At 36.5% G+C, this 21,573-nt stretch carries 20 protein-coding genes and 1 riboswitch; all 20 genes read right to left on the reverse strand.

Annotation, left to right across the window (positions count from 1 at the left end):
• Positions 1-6: 6 nt before the first annotated feature.
• The 20 genes from BFM98_RS01550 to BFM98_RS01645 all read right to left on the reverse strand — a co-directional run bounded on the left by BFM98_RS01550 (position 7) and on the right by BFM98_RS01645 (position 21,516).
• Positions 7-972 (reverse strand): glutaminase, encoded by a 966-nt coding sequence (locus BFM98_RS01550; protein WP_048392274.1) that lies wholly within the window; start codon positions 970-972, stop codon positions 7-9.
• Positions 973-1,041: 69 nt separating this feature from the next.
• A complete protein-coding gene (locus tag BFM98_RS01555; protein WP_066036348.1) occupies positions 1,042-2,457 on the reverse strand; it encodes a M20 family metallopeptidase in 1,416 nt (471 codons plus the stop codon).
• Between the two features lie 19 nt (positions 2,458-2,476).
• Positions 2,477-3,697 (reverse strand): MFS transporter, encoded by a 1,221-nt coding sequence (locus BFM98_RS01560; RefSeq protein ID WP_054549150.1) that lies wholly within the window; start codon positions 3,695-3,697, stop codon positions 2,477-2,479.
• 300 nt (positions 3,698-3,997) lie between these two features.
• Positions 3,998-5,299 (reverse strand): hypothetical protein, encoded by a 1,302-nt coding sequence (locus BFM98_RS01565; protein ID WP_066036349.1) that lies wholly within the window; start codon positions 5,297-5,299, stop codon positions 3,998-4,000.
• A 153-nt stretch (positions 5,300-5,452) separates the two neighbouring features.
• The gene (locus BFM98_RS01570) at positions 5,453-8,302 is read right to left on the reverse strand and encodes a hypothetical protein (RefSeq protein WP_066036350.1); all 2,850 of its coding nucleotides are present in this window, start codon (positions 8,300-8,302) and stop codon (positions 5,453-5,455) included.
• Between the two features lie 264 nt (positions 8,303-8,566).
• Entirely contained in the window at positions 8,567-10,903 is a 2,337-nt protein-coding gene (locus BFM98_RS01575; RefSeq protein WP_066036351.1) for an ATP-binding protein, read from the reverse strand.
• Positions 10,894-11,052 carry a competence pheromone ComX gene (comX, locus tag BFM98_RS01580; RefSeq protein ID WP_009370188.1) on the reverse strand — a complete coding sequence of 53 codons (159 nt, stop codon included), beginning with the start codon at positions 11,050-11,052 and terminating at the stop codon, positions 10,894-10,896. Before comX ends, BFM98_RS01575 begins: the two co-directional genes overlap by 10 nt.
• Positions 11,053-11,328: 276 nt before the next feature.
• Positions 11,329-11,712, reverse strand: coding sequence for an SMI1/KNR4 family protein (locus tag BFM98_RS01585; RefSeq protein WP_066036352.1), 384 nt, complete (start codon positions 11,710-11,712; stop codon positions 11,329-11,331).
• A 29-nt stretch (positions 11,713-11,741) separates the two neighbouring features.
• Positions 11,742-12,689, reverse strand: a complete 948-nt coding sequence (locus BFM98_RS01590; RefSeq protein WP_066036353.1) for an ADP-ribosylglycohydrolase family protein — start codon at positions 12,687-12,689, stop codon at positions 11,742-11,744.
• Between the two features lie 32 nt (positions 12,690-12,721).
• Entirely contained in the window at positions 12,722-13,489 is a 768-nt protein-coding gene (locus BFM98_RS01595) for a macro domain-containing protein (RefSeq protein ID WP_066036354.1), read from the reverse strand.
• Positions 13,490-13,882: 393 nt separating this feature from the next.
• Complete coding sequence (gene gcvPB, locus BFM98_RS01600; RefSeq protein ID WP_048392265.1) at positions 13,883-15,346, reverse strand: aminomethyl-transferring glycine dehydrogenase subunit GcvPB; 1,464 nt, start codon at positions 15,344-15,346, stop codon at positions 13,883-13,885.
• Entirely contained in the window at positions 15,339-16,685 is a 1,347-nt protein-coding gene (gene gcvPA, locus BFM98_RS01605; protein ID WP_004231057.1) for an aminomethyl-transferring glycine dehydrogenase subunit GcvPA, read from the reverse strand. Before gcvPA ends, gcvPB begins: the two co-directional genes overlap by 8 nt.
• Before the next feature lie 25 nt (positions 16,686-16,710).
• Positions 16,711-17,814, reverse strand: a complete 1,104-nt coding sequence (gene gcvT, locus BFM98_RS01610) for a glycine cleavage system aminomethyltransferase GcvT (RefSeq protein WP_066036355.1) — start codon at positions 17,812-17,814, stop codon at positions 16,711-16,713.
• Between the two features lie 248 nt (positions 17,815-18,062).
• Positions 18,063-18,155: riboswitch (glycine riboswitch) on the reverse strand.
• A gap of 144 nt (positions 18,156-18,299) precedes the next feature.
• On the reverse strand, positions 18,300-18,815 hold the full coding sequence (locus BFM98_RS01615; protein ID WP_004231053.1) for a shikimate kinase: 516 nt from the start codon (positions 18,813-18,815) through the stop codon (positions 18,300-18,302).
• A gap of 20 nt (positions 18,816-18,835) precedes the next feature.
• Positions 18,836-18,997 carry a hypothetical protein gene (locus BFM98_RS01620; RefSeq protein WP_225340350.1) on the reverse strand — a complete coding sequence of 54 codons (162 nt, stop codon included), beginning with the start codon at positions 18,995-18,997 and terminating at the stop codon, positions 18,836-18,838.
• A 16-nt stretch (positions 18,998-19,013) separates the two neighbouring features.
• Positions 19,014-19,439, reverse strand: coding sequence for a competence type IV pilus minor pilin ComGF (gene comGF, locus BFM98_RS01625; protein ID WP_048392263.1), 426 nt, complete (start codon positions 19,437-19,439; stop codon positions 19,014-19,016).
• Positions 19,432-19,749, reverse strand: a complete 318-nt coding sequence (locus tag BFM98_RS01630) for a hypothetical protein (RefSeq protein ID WP_054549142.1) — start codon at positions 19,747-19,749, stop codon at positions 19,432-19,434. Before BFM98_RS01630 ends, comGF begins: the two co-directional genes overlap by 8 nt.
• Complete coding sequence (comGD, locus tag BFM98_RS01635) at positions 19,742-20,179, reverse strand: competence type IV pilus minor pilin ComGD (RefSeq protein ID WP_066036356.1); 438 nt, start codon at positions 20,177-20,179, stop codon at positions 19,742-19,744. Before comGD ends, BFM98_RS01630 begins: the two co-directional genes overlap by 8 nt.
• A complete protein-coding gene (locus tag BFM98_RS01640) occupies positions 20,179-20,484 on the reverse strand; it encodes a competence type IV pilus major pilin ComGC (RefSeq protein ID WP_066036357.1) in 306 nt (101 codons plus the stop codon). Before BFM98_RS01640 ends, comGD begins: the two co-directional genes overlap by 1 nt.
• A gap of 135 nt (positions 20,485-20,619) precedes the next feature.
• Positions 20,620-21,516 carry an excalibur calcium-binding domain-containing protein gene (locus BFM98_RS01645; RefSeq protein ID WP_066036358.1) on the reverse strand — a complete coding sequence of 299 codons (897 nt, stop codon included), beginning with the start codon at positions 21,514-21,516 and terminating at the stop codon, positions 20,620-20,622.
• Positions 21,517-21,573: the final 57 nt, after the last annotated feature.

A 21,573-nucleotide genomic window follows, 5' to 3' on the forward strand; every position in this document is an offset into this window, starting at 1 on the left:
CACTTATTAAAAAATAGTCATATCCCATTCTGTTGCTAGCTGTTTCAGCAACTGTACACCTGCCACACTGTTTCCTATTGGATCAATCGCTGGTCCGTAAATTCCGATACCACAGCCAGTAGGAAACGGCGAGTGTAGGCCTGCATGTCCTGGAACAGCCGCAAGAATCGCACCTGATACACCACTTTTGGCAGGGAGACCAATAAATGCCGCAAACTTCCCTGAGGCATTGTACATACCACACGTTACCATCAAAGCCTTCGCTAATTTTGCCACTTGTTTTGGGAATAGCTGTTTCTTTAACAGTGGGTGATAGCCATCATTCGCAATAACTAGGCCAATCATGGCTAAATCTGATACATTGACTTCAATTGCACATTGCTTCAAATAAACCTCAAGTGCCGCCTCTACTGGACAATCTAAAAACCCTGAATCCATTAAGTAATAGGCCAATGCTCGATTACGATTAGCCGTTTGCCACTCTGACTGGAATACTTCTTCATTGATACTCAATTGCTTGCCTATGATTTGTTCTAAAAATTGTAGAATCTTTGTGACCTTCTCTTGTGGAGAATGACCAGCCAACATGGAGGATACCGTAATAGCCCCAGCATTAATCATCGGGTTAAAGGGTTTACCTGGCTGATGACTTTCTAAGCGAATAATTGAGTTAAAGGTATCTCCTGTTGGCTCAACATCTACTCTTTCTAAAACATATGGTAAGCCTCGATCCATACAGGCTAAAATAAAGGTAATAACCTTGGAAACGCTTTGAAGGGTAAATAGTTCTTCGGTATCTCCCGCTTTGATTTCGTGGCCTTCAGTCCCAACAATCGCAACAGCTAATTGATTAGGATCTTTTTTGGCTAAAGCAGGGATATAATTAGCACATTGCCCTTCTTTGGTAGCTGCACGATACTGTGATACCCACTGTGCTAGAAGATGATGCTGATGATTGGGTTGTGTTGACATGTCGCGTTCTCCTTTCAAAATGAGGCAAAAACAGAGCCTTCATAGTTCTCCTATGAAGACTCTATCCTGTTAGCGCTTAGGTGGCTGTGTTCCCTCTGGAATTAAAGATTGATATGTTTCACCATCTAGACGTTCTTGCCATTCCTTTTTCGCTTTTTCAATGTATAGAGGATTATCCAGCAACGCTAAGGCTGTACAAGCCATAATTTTAGCAGCCTGTAGCATCCCTTTATGCGCTATTGGGGTCACTCCCTGAGACACTACCTGCCATGTATGTAATGGTGTCCCTAATGCCATGCATACAGTTGTACACTGTACGGTTGGTACGTTCCAGCTAACATCTCCAACATCTGTAGAGCCACCCATAATAAATTCAGGTAGCATGCCTGGAACATGATCAGCAATCACTTTTCCTTGTAATAGCTTGGCATCTTCTTTACGCAAGCCCACTAATGAAGCTGCTTGTACTTCTGGTGTAAACGTATTGAAAATAGCCTGCGCATACTGTTCATCCTCTATTGTATAGTCTGGCATACCAATTTCAAGTATTTGTTGATACATCACATCATAAAGTGTTTTATTTGTAATAAGATTCGAAGCAGCACCTTCAAACTCGATGTCCACTGACGTCCCTGTCATCATTGTGGCACCCTTTGCAATGTTCTCAACGCGTTGATAAATTTCCTGTACTTGCTGCTTTTTAGGTGCCCTAACTAGATACGTTACCTCTGCATATGGTTGAACTACATTTGGCGAAGTTCCACCAGAATTAGTAATGGCATAATGCACACGCGCTTCTGGAATGATGTGTTCTCGTAAGTAGTTTACCCCAACATTCATAAGCTCAACAGCATCTAAAGCACTTCGTCCAAGATGTGGTGCAGCTGCGGCATGAGCACTTTTGCCCGTAAACTTAAACGTTGCGGCATAGTTTGCTAGAGAACTACACGTCATCACAGTCGAAAACGTACCTGGATGCCAAGAGATCGCGATATCAACATCATCAAAAAGGCCAGCCTTTGCCATATAAGCTTTACCAGATCCATTCTCCTCTGCAGGGCAACCGTAAAAACGAATTGTTGCTGACTGATGATTTTGCTCTAAATAATCCTTTACAGCAACAGCAGCTGCGAATGCGCCAGTACCTAATAAGTTATGACCACAGCCATGTCCGCTTCCACCATCCACAAGAGGCTCATGTTGTGTCACCCCACCTTTTTGACTCAAGCCTGGAAGCGCATCATATTCACCTAAAAAGGCAATTACAGGCTTGCCAGAACCATAAGTTCCAACAAGCGCTGTTTCAAGACCCGCAACACCGACTTCTGTTTGAAAACCCTCTTTTTCTAGTGCCTGTTTCATATATTCCATCGATTTCTTTTCTTGAAAATGAAGCTCGGGTACAGCCCAAATCGCATCGCTTAATGCTACTGTAGCTTGCTGTTTTGCTTCAATTAACATTGAAATTTTCTCATGATAACTCATATTTGTCCCTCCAATTTCATTATGCTTTTAACAATGTTCCTTTTTGGTCGTTTAGTGTGACAAGCGACACAATACAGATAAGCGCAAAGCCAATTAACATCCAAAAGGCTGCATCAAAGGAGCCATTAAAGGCATCCACCATAAATCCAATTGCCATCGGTGTAACAAACCCTGCTAATTGTCCCCCTGTATTGGCAATTCCCATTGCAGAACCTGTAATAGAAGAAGGTAATTTCTTGAGTACAATAACAGGTAGTAATGTAATGACAAACGCAATAAATATCGAAACGACTGTTTGGTAACCAATAAATAACGTCACTGTTTTGGCAGTAAACATTAAATACAATAAAAGACCAATGACTGCGCAGGAGATGGAGCCTAACACTTTCTCCATACCTTTTGGTAGCTTATCAATGATATAGCCACTACCATATACACCAATTATCGTTGTAATGGCAGGTATTGTTTGCGCCCAACCAATGGACATTAAATCCAAGCCTCGATTTTTTTGAAGATATGTTGGAATCCAAGAAACTAATCCCCAGTTCACTGCATAAATACAAAAATAAGCAATGATTAAATTCCACATTAGGGGTGTTTTCAGTAACTCTTTAAAATTCACTTTGTTCGTAGTATTTTCTGTTCCAGCAGTAGCTGCCTCATCTTGCGGGAGTTGAATGTATTTCCAATATAAAAAGGCAATTATTGCCCCAATTGCCCCAATGATGATAAACATCATGCGCCAGCCAATCGTTCCTAATAAATAAGCAGCTAGCAAAGGGACGATGAGTGAAACAATGCCACCAGAAGTAAGCATGATGGACATCGCTCTACCTCTTTCCTCTTTTGGGAAAATCGTAGCAATAATTTTAGAGCTTGATGGCTGAAAACCACCCTCGCCAATGCCAAATAAAAAACGAATCACAATCATCGCTGTTAAAGACCAAGCAATGGCTGTTAGGCCAGTAAAAATAGACCACGTGATAACAGCCATCAATAAAACTCGTTTTGCGCCAAACTTATCGGCAAGCCAGCCACCCGGTATTTGCATAATGGCATAGCCTAAAAAGAAAGCGCTTAAAATAATACCCGTTGAAGATGCATCCAGTTGCAAATCCCCTGTAATCGAAACTACTGCGTAGTTCATAATATAGCGATCTAAATTCCCTAAAGACCAGCCTAAAAATAAAAGTGCAAGGATGACATTTCTAGATTTCTTCGTTATTTCATTTGTTGTCATTCATATCCCTCCCATATATAGAAATCCTCTCTTTATTGCCACGACTATTCTTGAATATGCTTGCCCCCTTGTCCGTAAATCCCCTTTTATATACCGACATTTTCGTTATATATTCGTATAATAATCAAAGTTCAATAAAAAGACAATATTTTTTTGAAAATTTCTAATAGATAATCGTCTTCGTAAATCCATATTATTTACCTAAATAACCGCTAAATTCATTAATTTATCAGTATTTAAGGCTTCAAAAAGCATAAAAAAATGTCCCACACCATTTATTGGTTTGGGACATTTTTGTTTTTAGACAAGTTGATACATTTTAATAGGTCTGCCTCGAGTATGCTGTAATTCTTCCCCACAAATTCTCGCTAAATCTACATTACATAAATCTGCTACGATTCGTTGGGCATTTCTCTCGCTCATTTGCAGTTGTGTCGCTAAATCCTTTGTCGTAAAATGCTTCCAATGCATTTTTTGTACAAGTGCATGGATTTTCATATAGGTTTTAATACTAATATTCCCTTTTTTTAGTTTTTCTAAGATATAAGGGTCTTCTGCTCGGTAGGAATAGGATAGCTCTTCTACATTCCCTACCGATTCAATAATGGTGCCATCATCCTGTATCATCACGATGTCAATAGCCTCGTTTTCCTTCGTCTGTCTTAGTCCTCGGTGAGCATGTAACTCAGCATTGAACACTGTTTGAGCAAAGCCAATGCCTGCTGTCACCTTCGTCTCCATTTCAATCGACAACTGATACATTTTTTCCTGTAAAAATCGTATTTGCCCTTCAATCGCACCTCTTGTACTAAAGATCGTATATTTACCATTCCCCTCTTCAATAAGAGAGCCATCAATCTGTTCACAGAGCTGTAGTAGATTTTCCTTCGTACGCAATTCTAAATATTGAATACGATAGCCTTGCTTCATGCGCTCTTTTAATGAATCAAAGTCCTTAATTTCAAGCATGACTGCACCAATTTGTGTCTCTTTATAGTAGGACGTTTTGATCTTCTCTGTAAAAAGCTGAACTGTATGATAAATTTCTGTTTTTGTCGGGGAAACCCAATAAGATGGAACGCCTCGTTTCTTCAGCTCTTCATCAACAGAGGGATAACAAGTAATCGCAAAATCAATTTTGCTCGCCTGCCAAAGACTATAATGGAAATCAAATAGCTCTTGTGGATCAATAGCGACATCAAATTCCTTTAAATACATATGATGGACATTATGCTGAATCTCTGCAAGACTTTCTGAAGCCATTTGAGAAGGCGAAGGAATAATATCGATACTAACATTTTCTATAAACTTTTTTTGCTGATAGGATTGCTCTAAAAAACCCCGATAAATAGCCGCTTCGGAAAAAATAATATGGGTCAATTTATCTTTGGATACATTCGTTTGACTGGCAAGCTTATAAGGGATGTAACCAGAAAACAACCAGAAATCGACAGCCTGATTATGTGTCTCCACAAGATGCTTTGTTTCCGTCGCCACTTCATATATATACGGAATAAATTCCATATCCTGTTCGATTTCTCGTGCTAAGGCAATAATTCTTTCAACGGATTGAATGGGACCAACAACACCTATTTTATACATCTTTTGTTCCTACCTTCTTTGTGAAACTACAATCTTTATGTAAAAAATTTCTTCCTTTGTTGTACATAGTATAGCGGACAATCAAATTACTAGACAAATCTTATGTATAAAGAAAAGCCTCGAAAACTATTCGAGGCCATCTGGAAGTAACAATTATTGCTCGGTTGGATACATGTTTGTATAGAGTAACTCTAATCTTTTAGAGAGCTTTCCATAGGCTGTTTGCCATGCTTTACGTGCAACATCATTACTGCTCCCTGTTGGTTCGTATATAGCATGCACCTCTTCAACCTTCTTCAAATCACCCTCTGCTTGCGTGAGCTTCGAATAATTTTTAACAACCTTCTTATCAGCATCACTCAGAGCATCATAGGCTTTACGGATTTCACTTACTTTCTCCTGTAAACCGTTGATATATTCACCTTTTACAAGAAGTGAATTGATGGATTCAATTAATGACAATGCATTTTCATTCGTTTGCTGTTGTCCTTTTTGCTTATCAATGATCAATTGTCTAGTTCCTGCATCAATCAGGCTCACTTGTTTAGATGTAAGCTTTTCATATGCCTTGATCACAGTGCTTGGATTTGAAGCAAAGGATTTCTCATAGGTCTTCATAAAGCTTTCCACTTTTTTCACGTCTGCAAGCGCAGTTTTTAAAATATCATAGTTCGTAATCAGTTTTTTCTCACTTGAACTAAGGCTACTATATTGTGTAGAAAGATTTTTAATACGTTCAATCGTTACGACATAGAGATTATTGGAAACAATTGTGGCAATATCATTATTTAGCTGTGTAATTTTCGATGCATTTTCATCTATATTTTGATTTTTTAATAAAGCTTCATATTGTTCTTTTGCTAAATGCTGCTGATTCGCAGGTAATTTCGCATAAGCTTTTTGCACTGTTTCAATTTTTTTAGCCTTTTTCGCAGCATCTGTTTCTTCTCTAGCAGTCTGTATTTTTTTATAGAATGATTTTACTCCTGTAATATCCTTATTTGCTGCTGTTAATAAATAATAATTTGTCACGTATTTTCTTGCAGCTGAAGACAATTTTTTATAGGATTCAGAAGCTGTATTAACAGCGGTTTCTAATTGATTGAATGAATATTTCATAACATCCGCAAATTTGGCTATATCCGCCTTTAACGCCTCTGCTGCTGCTTTATCAGTAGGCACTTTACCATTGCCATCAACTGAAATCTTTGGCGTGTTTAGTAAAAATTCTTCAGCATTATATACAAGTGATTGCTGTAAATTTGTAAGATTATTATAAGCTTTTAAAGTACTTGTATAGCTTGAATTAAGTTTACTTTCCGTTACACCAGTTGTTGCAGATAATTTTTGATAGGCATCCATATCTTTAATTACTTTCTCAGCTGCTTTTAAATCTTTCTGTAAGGTAACAAGACTATCGTAGCCATTAATTTGTGCTGCGGAGGCTTTTGTTAAGCTCTTATATTCCTTGATCATTTGATTAACATTATTGACATGACTTTGCCATGAACCAGCAGACGGATTGAACGGATAAACATCATCACTAATATAGCTATCTATAACATTATTTAAATTTATAATTTGGCTTTCTTCTGCACGTTCTGCTGTAGTCAAACGCTGCACATACACATCTGGCACTAATTTTAATTGTTTATACGTTAATTTTTCATAGGCTGTACGTATTGATTTAGCAGTCGTCACTTGTTTATTAGGCGTACTATTTGTAGCTAATTTATCAAATGATTTAATGAATTGCTCGACCTTTTTAATATCCGATTTAGCCTCAGACAAAATTGCTTGGTTTTGAACAGCGGCTCGGTAGCTTTGTGATAATTTCTCAATATCTGCTTCGATTGTCTTTACGCTCGCTTGTAAGGAATCAACATCCGAAGCTACATATTTCACAAGTGAATTTTCATAAGATAATAAATTAATAATAGCTTGATTGAGTTTTCTGACTTCTTTTATCTCTTCAAGATCATTTGGCTCGTTTAATAGATTTTTAATGCTCGTATATAGGGTCTCATCTACATCTAAGCTACGCTGTAACAGATCTAGCTTATTATAAGCCTCTTCTAGTTCCTTTATTTCTTTTTCATTACTAGTCTCTATTTTACTCCATTTTTCATTTAACTTAGTTATTAATTCAACATCAGCAAGTGCTCGCTTTAAGACATCATAATTAGACACATTACCTTTAGCTGCCGCTGATAAGGATTGATAGTTTTTTTCTAGTTCCGCAACTTTAGCACTAAATTCTGCTAAACTTGATACATTGTATTTATTATCATTGACCAGTAAAGCTTTAATCTCTTTCGTTAAAGTATCAGTGGGTTGTTTAGAGACTGTGATGGTATCAGATAGTTTAGATTCCGCAAAAGAAAGACCCACTTTTGCTTTGACAGTGACAGCAATATTTTTAATATCCTTTTCAATGGCATCCTTCGGAATCGTATATGTACTACCTGCAGCTCCCTCTATGATAGTAAAGGAGTTATCGCCTAATTTATAAAACCATTGATAACTATATGTAATTTGATCACTTTGCAATTTTGCACCATTCTTATCAGTTACAGTAATACCAGCTACTTTCACTGTTTCTCCAGGTGCTACAAAACCAGCGGATTGACCTTCTAACGTTGGAATGGTGATATCGAGCTCTAATGGCTGAATAGTGCGCGGTGCACTTTTAAATTTTTTACCGTCTGTCGTAGTTGCTTCCACAAAAATGCTTTTTCCAGCTGCTTCAACAGGCACTTTTAAGGAAATAGATGTTGCTCCCGAGATGGGCTTATTTGTTGAACCCTCTTCACCAGTAATTTCCTCTAGATAATACCATTGATAGGCATTGACGATTGAATCATTTGGTAATTTTTCTACTTTTAATGTTGCATTGACAATATTTTCTCCAGTGACTGAAACTGTTTCGGCCGCACCTGCTACAGTGGGAACGATAAGTGCAACAGGAATAGCTGCTGCTGTTAAAAATAATTTTTTATTCAAATCTATTGACCTCCTCAATCCTTCTCCTGAATTATATCGGTCATATGGCCATAATTTCCTTGAATATTAGGTAAATACTCTAAAAAGTGTATTTTTTCCTGATTTACTATTTAACAAATAATATTTTTTTGATAACGTTTTATCATTTTTGATTATAAATAAATACTTTTCAAACAAAAGCCTTCTAACCCACATTCGTAGCCTCTACGAAGAGATTAAAAGGTATTAAAAAAATATATGCACTTATGCTTCCGCTTCATCTGGTTATCCTCGTATCATATAAGTTGGTCGGGTCAGGGTCTTATAGGTATAGGGATTCGTATGTTGGGTTTCACTTACTTGGATACGAATCGTCATCCCTTCTCCTACTTTGCTATCTAATGCGAATTTCCCATTAAAAGCTTGAACGCGCTCCTGCATGCCTTGTATGCCCATAGAATCGGCAAGTAGAATATCATCTATATTACAACCAACACCATCATCGCTATACAAAATTTGGAATCCCTCTTCGGTGCCCAATAAATGTATTTCAACTGTATTAGCATAGGAATGTTTTAACGCATTGTTTAATAATTCTTGGAACAGTCGATAAATCATTAAATTTAAACGCTCATCCTCTAAATAGAGGCGGTCAATCGTATATATCAAAACAAAATTAGCCCGTTTATGAATTTTCTGTATTAGTTTTTCAAGGGCTGCATTTAAGCCCAATGTATCTAATAGAGGTGGCTTTAAGTTTTCGCAATAGCCCCTCAAATCATTCAGAGAGATAATCATATGTTCATGAAGCTTTATAAGTTTAGATGGGATCTCCTCTTTATCTTTGGTATGCATGAGGACATCCATTTCCCTTGCAATGTGCAGTTGTTCTTGTAAAATCGTATCATGAAGTTCCTGTGCTAACTGATATTTTTCTTCCTCGAACCTTAGCCAGAGTAATTTATTGAGCCATGGTAGCTGTCGATTATCAGCTTCTTTCATATGCTTTAACTGATTTAAAAGCTCCTCAACCATTTTTGTGTTTTCGATAAAATTATTTAAATAGAGCAGCAATAATTCTAGCCAGAGCAGTTCCTCGTCCTTGAGATAAATCGTTTTATTATGATCCACAACAAGGATTCGTTTATAGTTCACATCCTGATGAATAAAGGCGATATAGAAATGATCTGTCTTTTTAATATCTCCCAAGCCTAATCGTTCGACTAGTACCTCATCTATTTGATGCTGCGTGTATTCTTTGGATTTATTTGTTAAGGTAACTTGATGTGTTTGAAAATCATATGTGAGCACATACACACTTTCCATTTCAAGCTGAACCACAACCTCCTGTACAAATTTCTCCAATAAGTCCTCAATTTTCACCACTCTACCAATACTCTCAACGGTCGTATACAAGCGGTGGATGTAGTCGCCTTTTGTAGAAAATAAAATTTTCCGCTTACGATAATCAATCCGCTCTTTAATGTAGAACAACGCCATTAACGATAGAAAGGCAAAAAAGAAAATCTCCGTCATGCGCGTAATTGAAAGATCAGTGAGTAAATATAGTCCTATTAACAACCACATAGTAAATCCAAATGAGAAATTGAAGTAATATCGTAATCGTGAAATAAAATACTCCATATCAAATATACGTTCAGTAAGTTGTGTAAAGATAAAACTAAAAGGAATAAGCATTAAGAATAGAGAACAAATTTCTGCAGAAAGTATATACCTATTAAATACTATTACAGGTAAAGCGTACATAAAAAGAAAAGGTAAAAATGGTATAAAAACACTACTCAACAGAACTTTTAGTTGAGGTACTTTATATTTTAGATACCCGACTATCATAATGGTTAATAAGGTCACCAAGAGTAGAAAGAAAATACCAAGTACAATATAAGAATGGTGGTAATGTGTATATGGAATTATTATACTAAAAAAACTAAGTATAACAGCAGATATAGGAATTAAATAAAGTATTTTTACATTTTCAAAAAATATCCATTTGAGATTCAGAAAATAAAAGTACTCTTTTAAAAAATGTATTAAAATTACTAAACATAACAACATACTGCTTCTATTTACTATTATTCCAATAGGATCTAGTCGGCTTGAAGCACCGCTACTAACATATGCCAGAGAAACAGTAAGGATAAATAAAATAAGTAATTTAATTAAGTTAGAATTTTTTTGTTTGTATTTAATATATAAAGTAATAAATAAAGTGAGTAGAAAATAACAAGAAGGAATAACTAACACATAATAGAATTGTTGAGGAATATCTAAATGCCTTATTTTCACCACTAATATCTGGCCATCTGGCTTTTTTATTACTAATTCATTTGCTGCTCTAATCACAGAATCATATTCTAGATTAGAAACATTTTCTGTGTGCGTACCATTAACTTCTAAAACAATATCCCCTAGCATTATTTGATGATTATCTGCCCATTTTTTAAAATATGGCTTCTTTACGAACCATTGGCCGTCTTCTTCTTGAATTTCAATATTTATTGAAGGAGAGCTATAAGTTACATTAATTAAATATAAACCAATAAATAAATAAAAACTTATAGCTATCCATATAGGTTTATTTATAAAATATTTTAGTACCAAATTAAACTTTGAGAACAGAAATCTTCATCAAACGAATCCAATATTGCCTTTTGTTCTAATGCTGTTACACCAATGAGAGAAGCTTTTTTTTCTTTTAACAATGTCACTAACGTCGGATTTTGCTCTAAATACTGAATCATGTTAATCATTAAAATCGCCTCATTTCTTCATTTTTTTAGTTTATAGTCACTATTTTTTGCCAATAATTCCTCTTAATAAGGAATTATTAACCATTTATGTAACTATATTTTCATTATACTACCTCTCTCCAATAATTCAACATAATTTTCTAAAAAATTCAAAAAATAATAGATTACGTAATAATTTTGCTTTATTTTCAATTATTTTTCTCCATTAATAGACATAAAAACAAATGAAAAGCTCCTTCCTTCTAGTAGGAAGAAGCTTTTCATTTTTCTCTTTTGCTAATACCGACACCCTTCTTGTAGCCACTTGTAGAAATCACAAGTAATCAATGTTGCATGCTTTGGGTTCATATCACCACTATCTACTGCTAAAACACGATAATCCTCTGCCTTTATGTCCATTAAAAAGACCATTCCTCCACTATCATCACCAATTGCAATATAGCCTTTTGCATATTCCTCCACTTCCCAAGTCTGGTTTCTTTCTATTACTTCCTCTGTACCATAAATGAACACGCCATTCGTAAACGATAAACCGTTACTTTCCTTTAATACAAGTGTATACGCACTCGGAAGTTGGCAATTCAGCCTATGTTCTATGTGCACAATTTGGTGATCTGTTGCTGGTGGATTTGCTGTATAGCTATTATGTATAGGTAACATGTCGTCACCGTCCTTTCCAATAAACTTTTTTACGTCTGCGCTGCACAAAATTCATAAAACGCCAGGATTAAGGCATCAACCTTTTGTTTACTGACAATTTTACCTAACCATTCTTCTGGAATATTGTCCAACTGTTTATACATTCCCGCGATCGATCCTGTAATTGCTGCAACGGTGTCCGTATCTTCTCCTAAATTAACTGCCATCAGAATCGCTTCTTTAAATGTTGTAGAATTACCTACACACCAAATAGCCGCTTCTAACGAATGAACAATATAGCCACTCGATTGAATCTCGTCTTCAGGCGTATTTAAAAAGTTTTCATGAAAAATCCTTGCATAAGCATTTAACTCTGCTTTCATTTCATTTTGTAAATTATTTTGAAGTAGTTCAAAGACCTCTTTTAAGGCCACTTCTAGTGAATTATTTCGGTATAAGCTTAATAATAGTTCAATGTAAATGATGGACCCTACTATGGAACGTGGGTGACCATGAGTAATCTCTGTATACTGATGAACTAATTCTTTTCTTTTAGTAAAATCTACCTCATGCATGACAACGAATACTAAAGGAGCAATTCTCATTAACGTACCATTGCCATTATCAAACTCGCCCGTTTTACCACATTTTGCTGGCGGAACACCTTTTTTATAGTTCGAAACGGCTTCAGCTGTAGTAATTCCAATATCAAACATTTCGCCAAATGGTGTGAGATAGCCCTGCTCCATGTATTGTACAAATTTATTCATTAATGTTTTGGTATCCCCATTTTCAATAATGTTCTCGACCAGGCAGAGTGTTAAAGAAGTATCATCAGACCAAGTACCAGGTGGCTGATTGTAAGTACCGTACCCCATCACATCTTGCATATGGAAAGTCCCTCTTTGTTTAAACTCAACAGGTACGCCCATTAGATCACCGATAATCCCACCGTATAAAGTGTCAAACACCCGCTCCCTCAATTTTGTATCTACCATAGATGCCACCCCTAACTTTAATATTTAATTTATCACAATTCAAAAACAGTACATTTAATTTTATAATAAATCAATTCCTCATTTATTATTTTTTCGATCTCTCTCCAATCTCCTCCAGCTAAACCTGAACCAATTTTAGGCATCTGTATCGATAATCTATTTTTTAAGGCAAACCTCGCAACTTTTCTTAAACATAAACGAAGCACATCATAATCAATATAGGTTGTACGATCTTTATCATTTTTCCTCACACCATGCTGTGCAAGCATATTGGCAACAAAAGTAGCTTTCTGCTGGTCTACACATACAAACTGAACCTCTCCTAACCCAAAAGTTTTTTTATCCTTCGACCATTTTACATAATCATTTTTAGCAATAGGGAATTGCTTTGATAAAGATAAAACAAAGCCTTTTCCCCATTTTCCTAAAATATTGACAACATGAATAATGAGTGTATGTTCTTTTAAAGGAAGAGATGCATCGCCCTTTAAGTAGTTTATTGGAGATTTGTTAGCTATAATTCCCTCCTGCCATTTATTCTCAAAGTCTAATCTTGTAATAGGTACACTATCGCTTACATCTAAACTATCGATATGTCCGTCATACAATAAAAATCCAATATCTTCGTTCCAATCGTGCAATGATGAAGAACAGTACATATCGTTTTTTATTATATTGATCTGCCTAGTTGCAACACCATCATCAAATTCTGTATATAATTGACCATAACCTTTTAAAAATTCAATATTATCACATTTATAGTATAATAGACTATTACCAAACTTGATATCTTCTTCCATCACTTTCCCCCCTTAATAGAACCAACCTAACCCTATCTTGTGCTTAATAAGGTGGATTTTATTAATTATACTTTCGATTGTAGATAGTTAGGCACTAACTCTAAGTCCTTAAATTGAATCCCTTTAAGATGGAATTTTTCACAGATTTAAATTTTTCTGAACAAAACAGGTATCTACCAAGTTTAAATCGTTTAATAGAAATAAATCAAGATCAGAGTCTTTTAACACCAATCTTATATACTTATCAACGAAACTCCCATCAACTTTTAATTTTTCATTACTTGGCACTTCTCTTGTAAGATACTCAGATTTTCATAATCAATTGAAGATTCGTTTAGCCTGTAATTTAAGATGCAAAAAAACCGCTCACATGAACGTGAACGGTTTTGTAGACTATGCTTTTTGATAACGAAGCACTGGTGTACGAGCAGCACGAGTTTCGTCTAGACGAGATACGACTGTTGTATGAGGTGCTTCTTGAACAATTGATGGATTTTCTTCTGCTTCTTTCGCAATTTGAATCATTACATCACAGAATGCATCTAATGTTTCTTTAGATTCTGTTTCAGTTGGCTCAATCATCAATGCCTCTTCCACATTTAATGGGAAGTATGTTGTTGGTGGATGGTAGCCAAAGTCTAACAGACGTTTTGCGATGTCTAATGTACGAACGCCTAGTTTCTTCTGACGACGACCTGATAAGACAAATTCATGTTTACAGTGACGGTTATATGGTAGATCGTAGAATGGCTCTAAGCGACGCATCATGTAGTTGGCGTTTAATACAGCATATTCTGTAACAGCTTTTAAACCATCAGGACCCATTGTACGAATGTACGTATAAGCACGAACATTGATACCAAAGTTACCATAGTAAGGTTTTACGCGTCCGATTGATTGTGGACGATCGTAGTCAAAGTGGTATGTGCCTTCTTCAGTTCTTACTAATACTGGTTTTGGTAGGAATGGAATTAAATCTGCTTTTACACCTACTGGACCAGAACCTGGACCACCGCCACCATGTGGGCCTGTAAATGTTTTGTGTAGATTTAAATGCACACAGTCAAAGCCCATATCGCCAGGACGTGCTTTACTCATTACAGCATTGAGGTTCGCACCATCATAGTACACTTTACCGCCTACAGAGTGAATTAGCTCTGCCATTTCGATAATGTTTTCTTCAAACAACCCTAGTGTATTCGGATTCGTTAACATTAGTGCTGCTGTATCAGAACCTACTACTTTGCGAAGGTCTTCGATATCAACTAAGCCATTTTCATCTGATTTAACAGTGATTGTTTCAAAGCCTGCTACTGTCGCAGATGCTGGGTTTGTACCGTGAGCTGAATCAGGAACGATTACCTTGTTACGGTGTCCTTCACCATTTGCTTCATGGAAGGCACGAATCATCATTAACGCTGTCCATTCACCATGAGCACCTGCTGCTGGTTGTAATGTAACTTCATCCATCCCTGTAATTTCTACTAAAGAAGTTTGAAGATCATAAAGAAGCTCCATTGCCCCTTGTGCTGTTGATTCATCCTGTAATGGGTGAACATTTGCAAAGCCCGAAAGACGTGCAACTGTTTCGTTAATTTTCGGATTATATTTCATCGTACAAGAGCCAAGCGGATAGAAGCCAGAGTCTACTCCATGGTTTCTACGAGAAAGTGCTGTATAATGACGCATAATATCAAGCTCAGACACTTCAGGTAGTTCTGCTGCCTCTGAACGTACTAAGTTTGCAGGTAATAAATCTGCTAGGTCTACCTCAGGCACATCTAGTGCTTCTAAACTATAGCCAACGCGACCTTCTTTTGAAATTTCAAAAATGAGTGATTGATTTTCGTTATGCATTAAGAGCCCCCATTTCTGCAACAAGTGCATCAATTTCTTCTTTCGTGCGTAATTCAGTTACTGCGATTAGCACATGATTTTTAAGAGAGTCATAATTTTGACCTAAAGGATAGCCACCGATAATACCCTTTTCGATTAAGCCTTTATTGATTTCCTTCACACATTTATTCGTTTTCACAACGATTTCATTGAAGTGTGCACCTTGGAATGCTACTGTAAAGCCTGCTGCTTCAAAGGCATTTTTTGCATAACGTGTTTTCGCGATATTTTGAGTAGCCATTTCACGAATTCCTTGTTTTCCTAGAGCTGTCATCGCTACAGAAGCCGCAAGTGCAAGTAGTGCTTGGTTCGAGCAAATATTCGAAGTTGCTTTATCACGACGGATATGTTGTTCACGTGCTTGTAGTGTTAATACGTATCCACGACGGCCTTCACCATCCACTGTTTCACCAACAAGACGTCCTGGTACCTTACGCATCAATTTTGTTGTCACTGCAAAGAAACCACAGTGTGGGCCGCCGAAAGCTTCAGAAATACCAAATACTTGCGCATCACCTACACAAATATCAGCACCAAGCTTGCCAGGAGGCGTTAAAATTCCTAATGCCAATGGGTTAGAAGATACAACGAGTAAGCTTTTTGCAGCATGTGCAATATCCCCGATCACTTGGATATCTTCCACTTGGCCAAAGAAGTTTGGATATTGTGCAATAACAGCTGCTGTGTTGTCATCGATTAACTCTTTTAATGCATCCACATCTGTCACACCATCTTTTTGCGGGATAGTCACGATATCAATGGATTGACCATAGGCATATGTAGCAACAACATCGCGATATTCTGGGTGCACTGCTTCTGACACTAAAATTTTCTTGCGACGCGTATGACCAGCTGCCAACATACCCGCTTCTGCCAAGGCTGTACCACCGTCATACATAGAAGAGTTAGCAAGATCCATTCCCGTTAGCTCAGCAATCATCGTTTGGAATTCAAAGATGGCTTGTAGCTCACCTTGTGAAATCTCTGGCTGATATGGTGTATAAGCTGTATAGAATTCTGAACGAGAAATAACATGGTCTACGATCACTGGTTTATAGTGGTTATAAACACCTGCACCTAAAAATGATACGTTGGCATTTGTGTCCTTATTTTTAGCAGCAAGTGCCGTTAACTCTTTTAATAAAGCAGATTCTGATTTTGCTTCTTTAATATCATAAAGGCCTTTAAAACGGACTTTCTCAGGAATATCCTCAAATAACTCATCGACTGAGGATACACCGATTACGTCTAACATTTCTTTTTGATCTTGCTCCGTCATAGGTAAATAACGATGTTTCATAAATGTAGGTCCCTCTTTTCAACTATTATTTTGAACGCTTGTAAAACGGTGTTTCTACTGTTATTACCTTTAAGTGTTTACCGCGAATTTCAATTTCTAGCTCAGTTCCGACTGTTGCGAATTGACTGTCAATTAAAGCGTGACCAACATTACGTTTAGATGAAGGAAGCTGTGTACCAGTTGTCACTTCACCGATTTCTTGACCATCCTTAAACACTTTGTAGCCATGGCGTGGAATGCCTTTATCAATCATTTCAATGCCTACAAGTTTGCGTGGTAGACCATTTTCCTTTTGAGCTACTAATGCTTCATGACCAATGAAGCCTTCTTTATTTAATTTCACAGCGAAGCCAATACCAGCCTCTAGAGGAGAAATTGTTGCTGATAGCTCTTGACCATATAGTGGTAGCCCCGCTTCAAAACGAAGTGTATCACGACATCCTAGTCCAGCTGGAACAACACCTTTTTCATGACCTGCCTCTAAAATTTTACCCCAAAGCGCTTTGATGTCTTCTGGAGCGCCATATAATTCAAAGCCATCTTCACCTGTGTAGCCACTGCGAGAAACTAATACTTTATGTCCTGCAACCTCCACATTCTCTTGGAAGCGGAAAAATTTAATGGCACTTACATCAGTCGAAGTAAGGGATTGAAGAACTTCTTCTGCTAGTGGTCCTTGAAGAGCAATTTGTGCGTAGGCATCTGATTGGTTATCAATCGTCACATCATATTGATGTTGATTTTCCATCATCCAATCATAGTCTTTTTCAATGTTAGCTGCGTTGACACATAATAAATAGTGATTGTCAGCTAATTTATATGTTAATAAATCATCAACAACGCCACCATCTTCGTAGCACATTGCCGTGTACTGCGCTTGACCGTCAACAATTTTTGATACATCATTTGATAAAAGATTTTGTAAAAAACCTAATGCATCAGGACCAGTTACTAAAATCTCTCCCATATGTGATACATCAAATAAGCCTGCACGATTACGCACTGCATCATGTTCTTCTTTAATAGAAGAGAATTGAACAGGTAATTCCCATCCACCGAAGTCAACTGTTTTTGCACCATATTTCGCGTATTCTTCAAATAGAGGTGTACGTTTTAATTCATTCGCCATTCTTTTTTGCCCCCTTATTGTTAGTTACATTTTTACTGGTAGTAGTTCGTCTGCTTTTTGTATTCCTACAGTCAATTAAGTAAAACGGGCTATAGACATAAAAAAAGACAGACGAACCCCTTTTCGGGATTCTCTGTCCTTGCACCTGAAAGTTACACCAGACTGGCTCGCAAGCTTTACCGTTGCCAATCAGTCGGCTTTCCCCTTTGGTGGCTGTTATTGTTATACTACAGCTCTCTCCAGAGTTGCGTCTTGTACGAGTCCTTTTACCTGAGAGATTCATAGCCCATTGCTACTTGCTCCTTCGGTGGCGTCTACACGCTCTCTCCCCGTACAATCATCCGCCCAAGATAAATCTTGGTACTATTTAGTATTCAATGAACATTTAGTTACTTATTTGTCTATATCCTAACATTAAATGCATTGGAAAGGCAATCATTTTTTAAAAGATAATAAAAGACGAACATTAAATAAATATATGCTGTTCATCGTTCGTTTTTCAATCTTTTCACTTGAAATACTAAATACTCTAGAATTTGGCGAATCGTCCTACCTTCTGTCAGTACCTGAATATGACCTGCATCACGGTAAAACTTCCTTCTGTAGTGATACAGACTTTCTAGCTCCTCCTTTGTAGAGCTCTGTACAATGGGTCTATTTGGATCATGCTGAACTCGTTTATAAATATCCTCAAACGACGCATCTAAAAAAAACACCAGTCCACTGCGTCTCATAATTTTTCGATTTTCAGCATTGATGGCAACGCCACCACCAGTCGAAATAATACAGGCCTCGTCCCTAAAATTTTTCAAAAATTCTGTTTCTATTTCTCGAAAGTGGGCCTCACCGTATTTTTCAAAAATCTGTGGAATTGTCATCCCCTGCTGACGCACAATCTCATGATCCATATCATAATATGGCATCTTCAATAAATAGCTTAAACGTCTTCCTAATGCACTTTTTCCACTACCCATAAAACCAACTAAATATATTTTTCGCAATTCGATTCACCTTCTTATAACTACGATTCTACACTGTCTGACAAAATTTGTCCCAATAAATTTATCGTAGCTCGAACATTCAATTTTTCTAGCCCATCATATGTTCGATACTGCATTTCATAAGACATATAATACGCAAGAACAAAAGTAGTTACAAAAAATAATAATGCAATTGCGATCAAAAAAATAGCCCCTCTGTCATTTTTCAATAATTGGCACATAAAAGGTTCGCTCCTTTTGAATACCACTAGCCATTTCAACAGCTACCGTCAGCTTATTTTCGGAATAGCTAAATTGACATTTATTGATTCCTATTAGCATAGGAACATGTCCACCCTTTACCTGCTCACGAATAATATTCGAGTAGCAATCAATATGATGGAGCGTATTAGCTGTTTGGAAAGTTATTCTTTTTTGATCTTCACGAATGGAAAAGGTGGAAATATCTTTTAGAGAGAGGTTCAAGTCAGAAACAAATAGTTCCCACTTTGTTTGTTCATCTATTAGCATAGTTGATTTCATTTCAGCAAACCAAAGTATAATAAGGACAAAAAAATGAGAAATAAGCACAAAAACGACTAATTGAAACATAGCTTCTATTAATGTATAGCCTTTTTCATTCATGCACTTCACCTGTCACTTGGATACATTTTTGGCGTGACTCTTGTAAATTTTGAAATTGGACACAGACTTGTTGTTCGTCAACTATCCAATGATAAGCAACCTGTTCAATGGTCCGAGAGCCCTCTGTTACTTGAATCGCATGGTACTGTTTTAAACCTTCGTATGCTGTTTCAGCTGCAATTAGCTCCATTTTTTTATTAGCAAGATTTGTTTTCATCGTATAGGTAATGGGAATTAACGAGGTACAAAGCAGCATCAAAATACCCACACCTAAAATAGTTTCTATAAAAGAATAGCCTGACTCATTCAATCCTAGCTCTCCCTCGCCCTAATGTTATGATTACTTTTTTCTTGCCCTGTGGTGTTTTAAATGCCATGGTGCCTGCTGTCATCACATTGCCGCTATAGTTATAGACAAGTGTTTGAATTGAACTCTCCGCTGGCAAAAATTCAACCCCCTTTGGAAAAGAGTGTTCATATAAATGAGTATAAATATCTTTTTGAATAGTATAACGATTTGTTGAACCTTCCATTTTCAGGGCTATATATTGTCGTTGGCTCATACTATAGGTTTGAATATATTGAATATCCAGTTGTAATTGCGTAAAAAATCGTTCTAATTCCTTGGTTTCTGCTATTTTCAATGAGAATTTACTAACAATCGCTGTTAAACTCATAACAAGAAATAAGACAACCAGCATTTCAAGAATTGTAAAACCACCGTTTTTATGAACATTCATTAGCTATCCGTACCTGTTTCCAAGTTGACATTGGCTGGACGTACCTCTCCCTCATTAGTAATCACTATTTCTTCTTTATTTGGGCAGGTTGTTTCATTTTCCTTTAAATAGCCCTTCGCCACTAAATCCTCTAAGGTAGGATAAGCCATATAATCTACACGATACGCCTCTACTTGACCTTGTACCATGCTTATATAAGCCGTACAGCCTTTCTTATCTATTGTGGCGAAATGCTTTGTAACATTTGGGATTGTAATTAAAATAAGAATAGAAATTTTATAAGTTTTTCTTCTAAAATGTCTCAAAAGATGTTTATGTAATTAGTTATTTACCAATGGAGTATTTTGATTTTTTATAGAATAGTTTGTAAAAAAAGCTAAGCGTTTTATTTACGCCTAGCTTTTTAAGTTAATTATTGTGCTTTATTTCCCTGTCAAGTACTACCTTTCGCATGCCCAGCCATCTTTGTCACGGTCATGTTTTGAAGCATAAGCTGGGTGGGTAGCACTTACACCACTTGGATAGACTTTACGCAATTCTGTGCAATTTTTGTAGTATTCTTTTTGTGGGGTACTTTGAGCTGTATATTGTTTCTGTTCCTCTTGACTCCTAGCTTCTTGTTCCTTTAGAGCTTCTTCCTCTTTCCTTTTTAGCTCTTCTTGTTTTTTCAATTCTTCTTGTTTCTTTAACTCCTCTTGTTTTTGAAGCTCTGTCTCTTTTTCGTTTAGTTGCTTCTCTAGATTTTCCAACTCTTTATCTTTATCAGCTAATTGATTCCTTAGTTTCTCAACTTTTTGTTCTGCTGTAGCTAATAACTGCTCTTTTTTATGCAATTCTTCTTTTGAGATAAAGGTTGAATCTGTAATGCCACTTACCATTCCCATTACAAACGGAATTATGAAAAGTAAATAAATAAACAATGCTACAGCCATTTTCCAAACTTTTTTAGATCTAAACCCTAAAATTTTTCTATAAAATGGTCTTGATTTTTGGGCAAAGGAGTCTTTCTTTTGCTCTTCTAAAAATAATTGGAGATCTTTACCTTTATTAGCGATAGTTAGATTGATTCCGTCAATTGTAAAATGTGACTTAATTGCAAAATGATCTACGTGACCGTTTTTTCCTTCTGGCCAATCCAATGTATTGATAAGAATTAATTTCTTTTCTGGAGATAGTTTATAAATGAAAAGTTTATCTTGGGTGAAAGCACCATACCCATCAACTTTTAATTCTCTTTGTATACTCACACTTTCAATGAGCCATGCATCTGGATGCTTTTCTCGTATTAACTCTTTGATTCCTGTTGTACTTGATTTCTTGTTTTGATTTTCACTCATTTAATTACCCACTTTTCAATAATTTGGTACTTTAATTTCTATATTTCTCAGACGTGA

The organism is Lysinibacillus sp. AR18-8, from assembly GCF_001705465.1.
Lineage (GTDB): Bacteria > Bacillota > Bacilli > Bacillales_A > Planococcaceae > Lysinibacillus > Lysinibacillus capsici.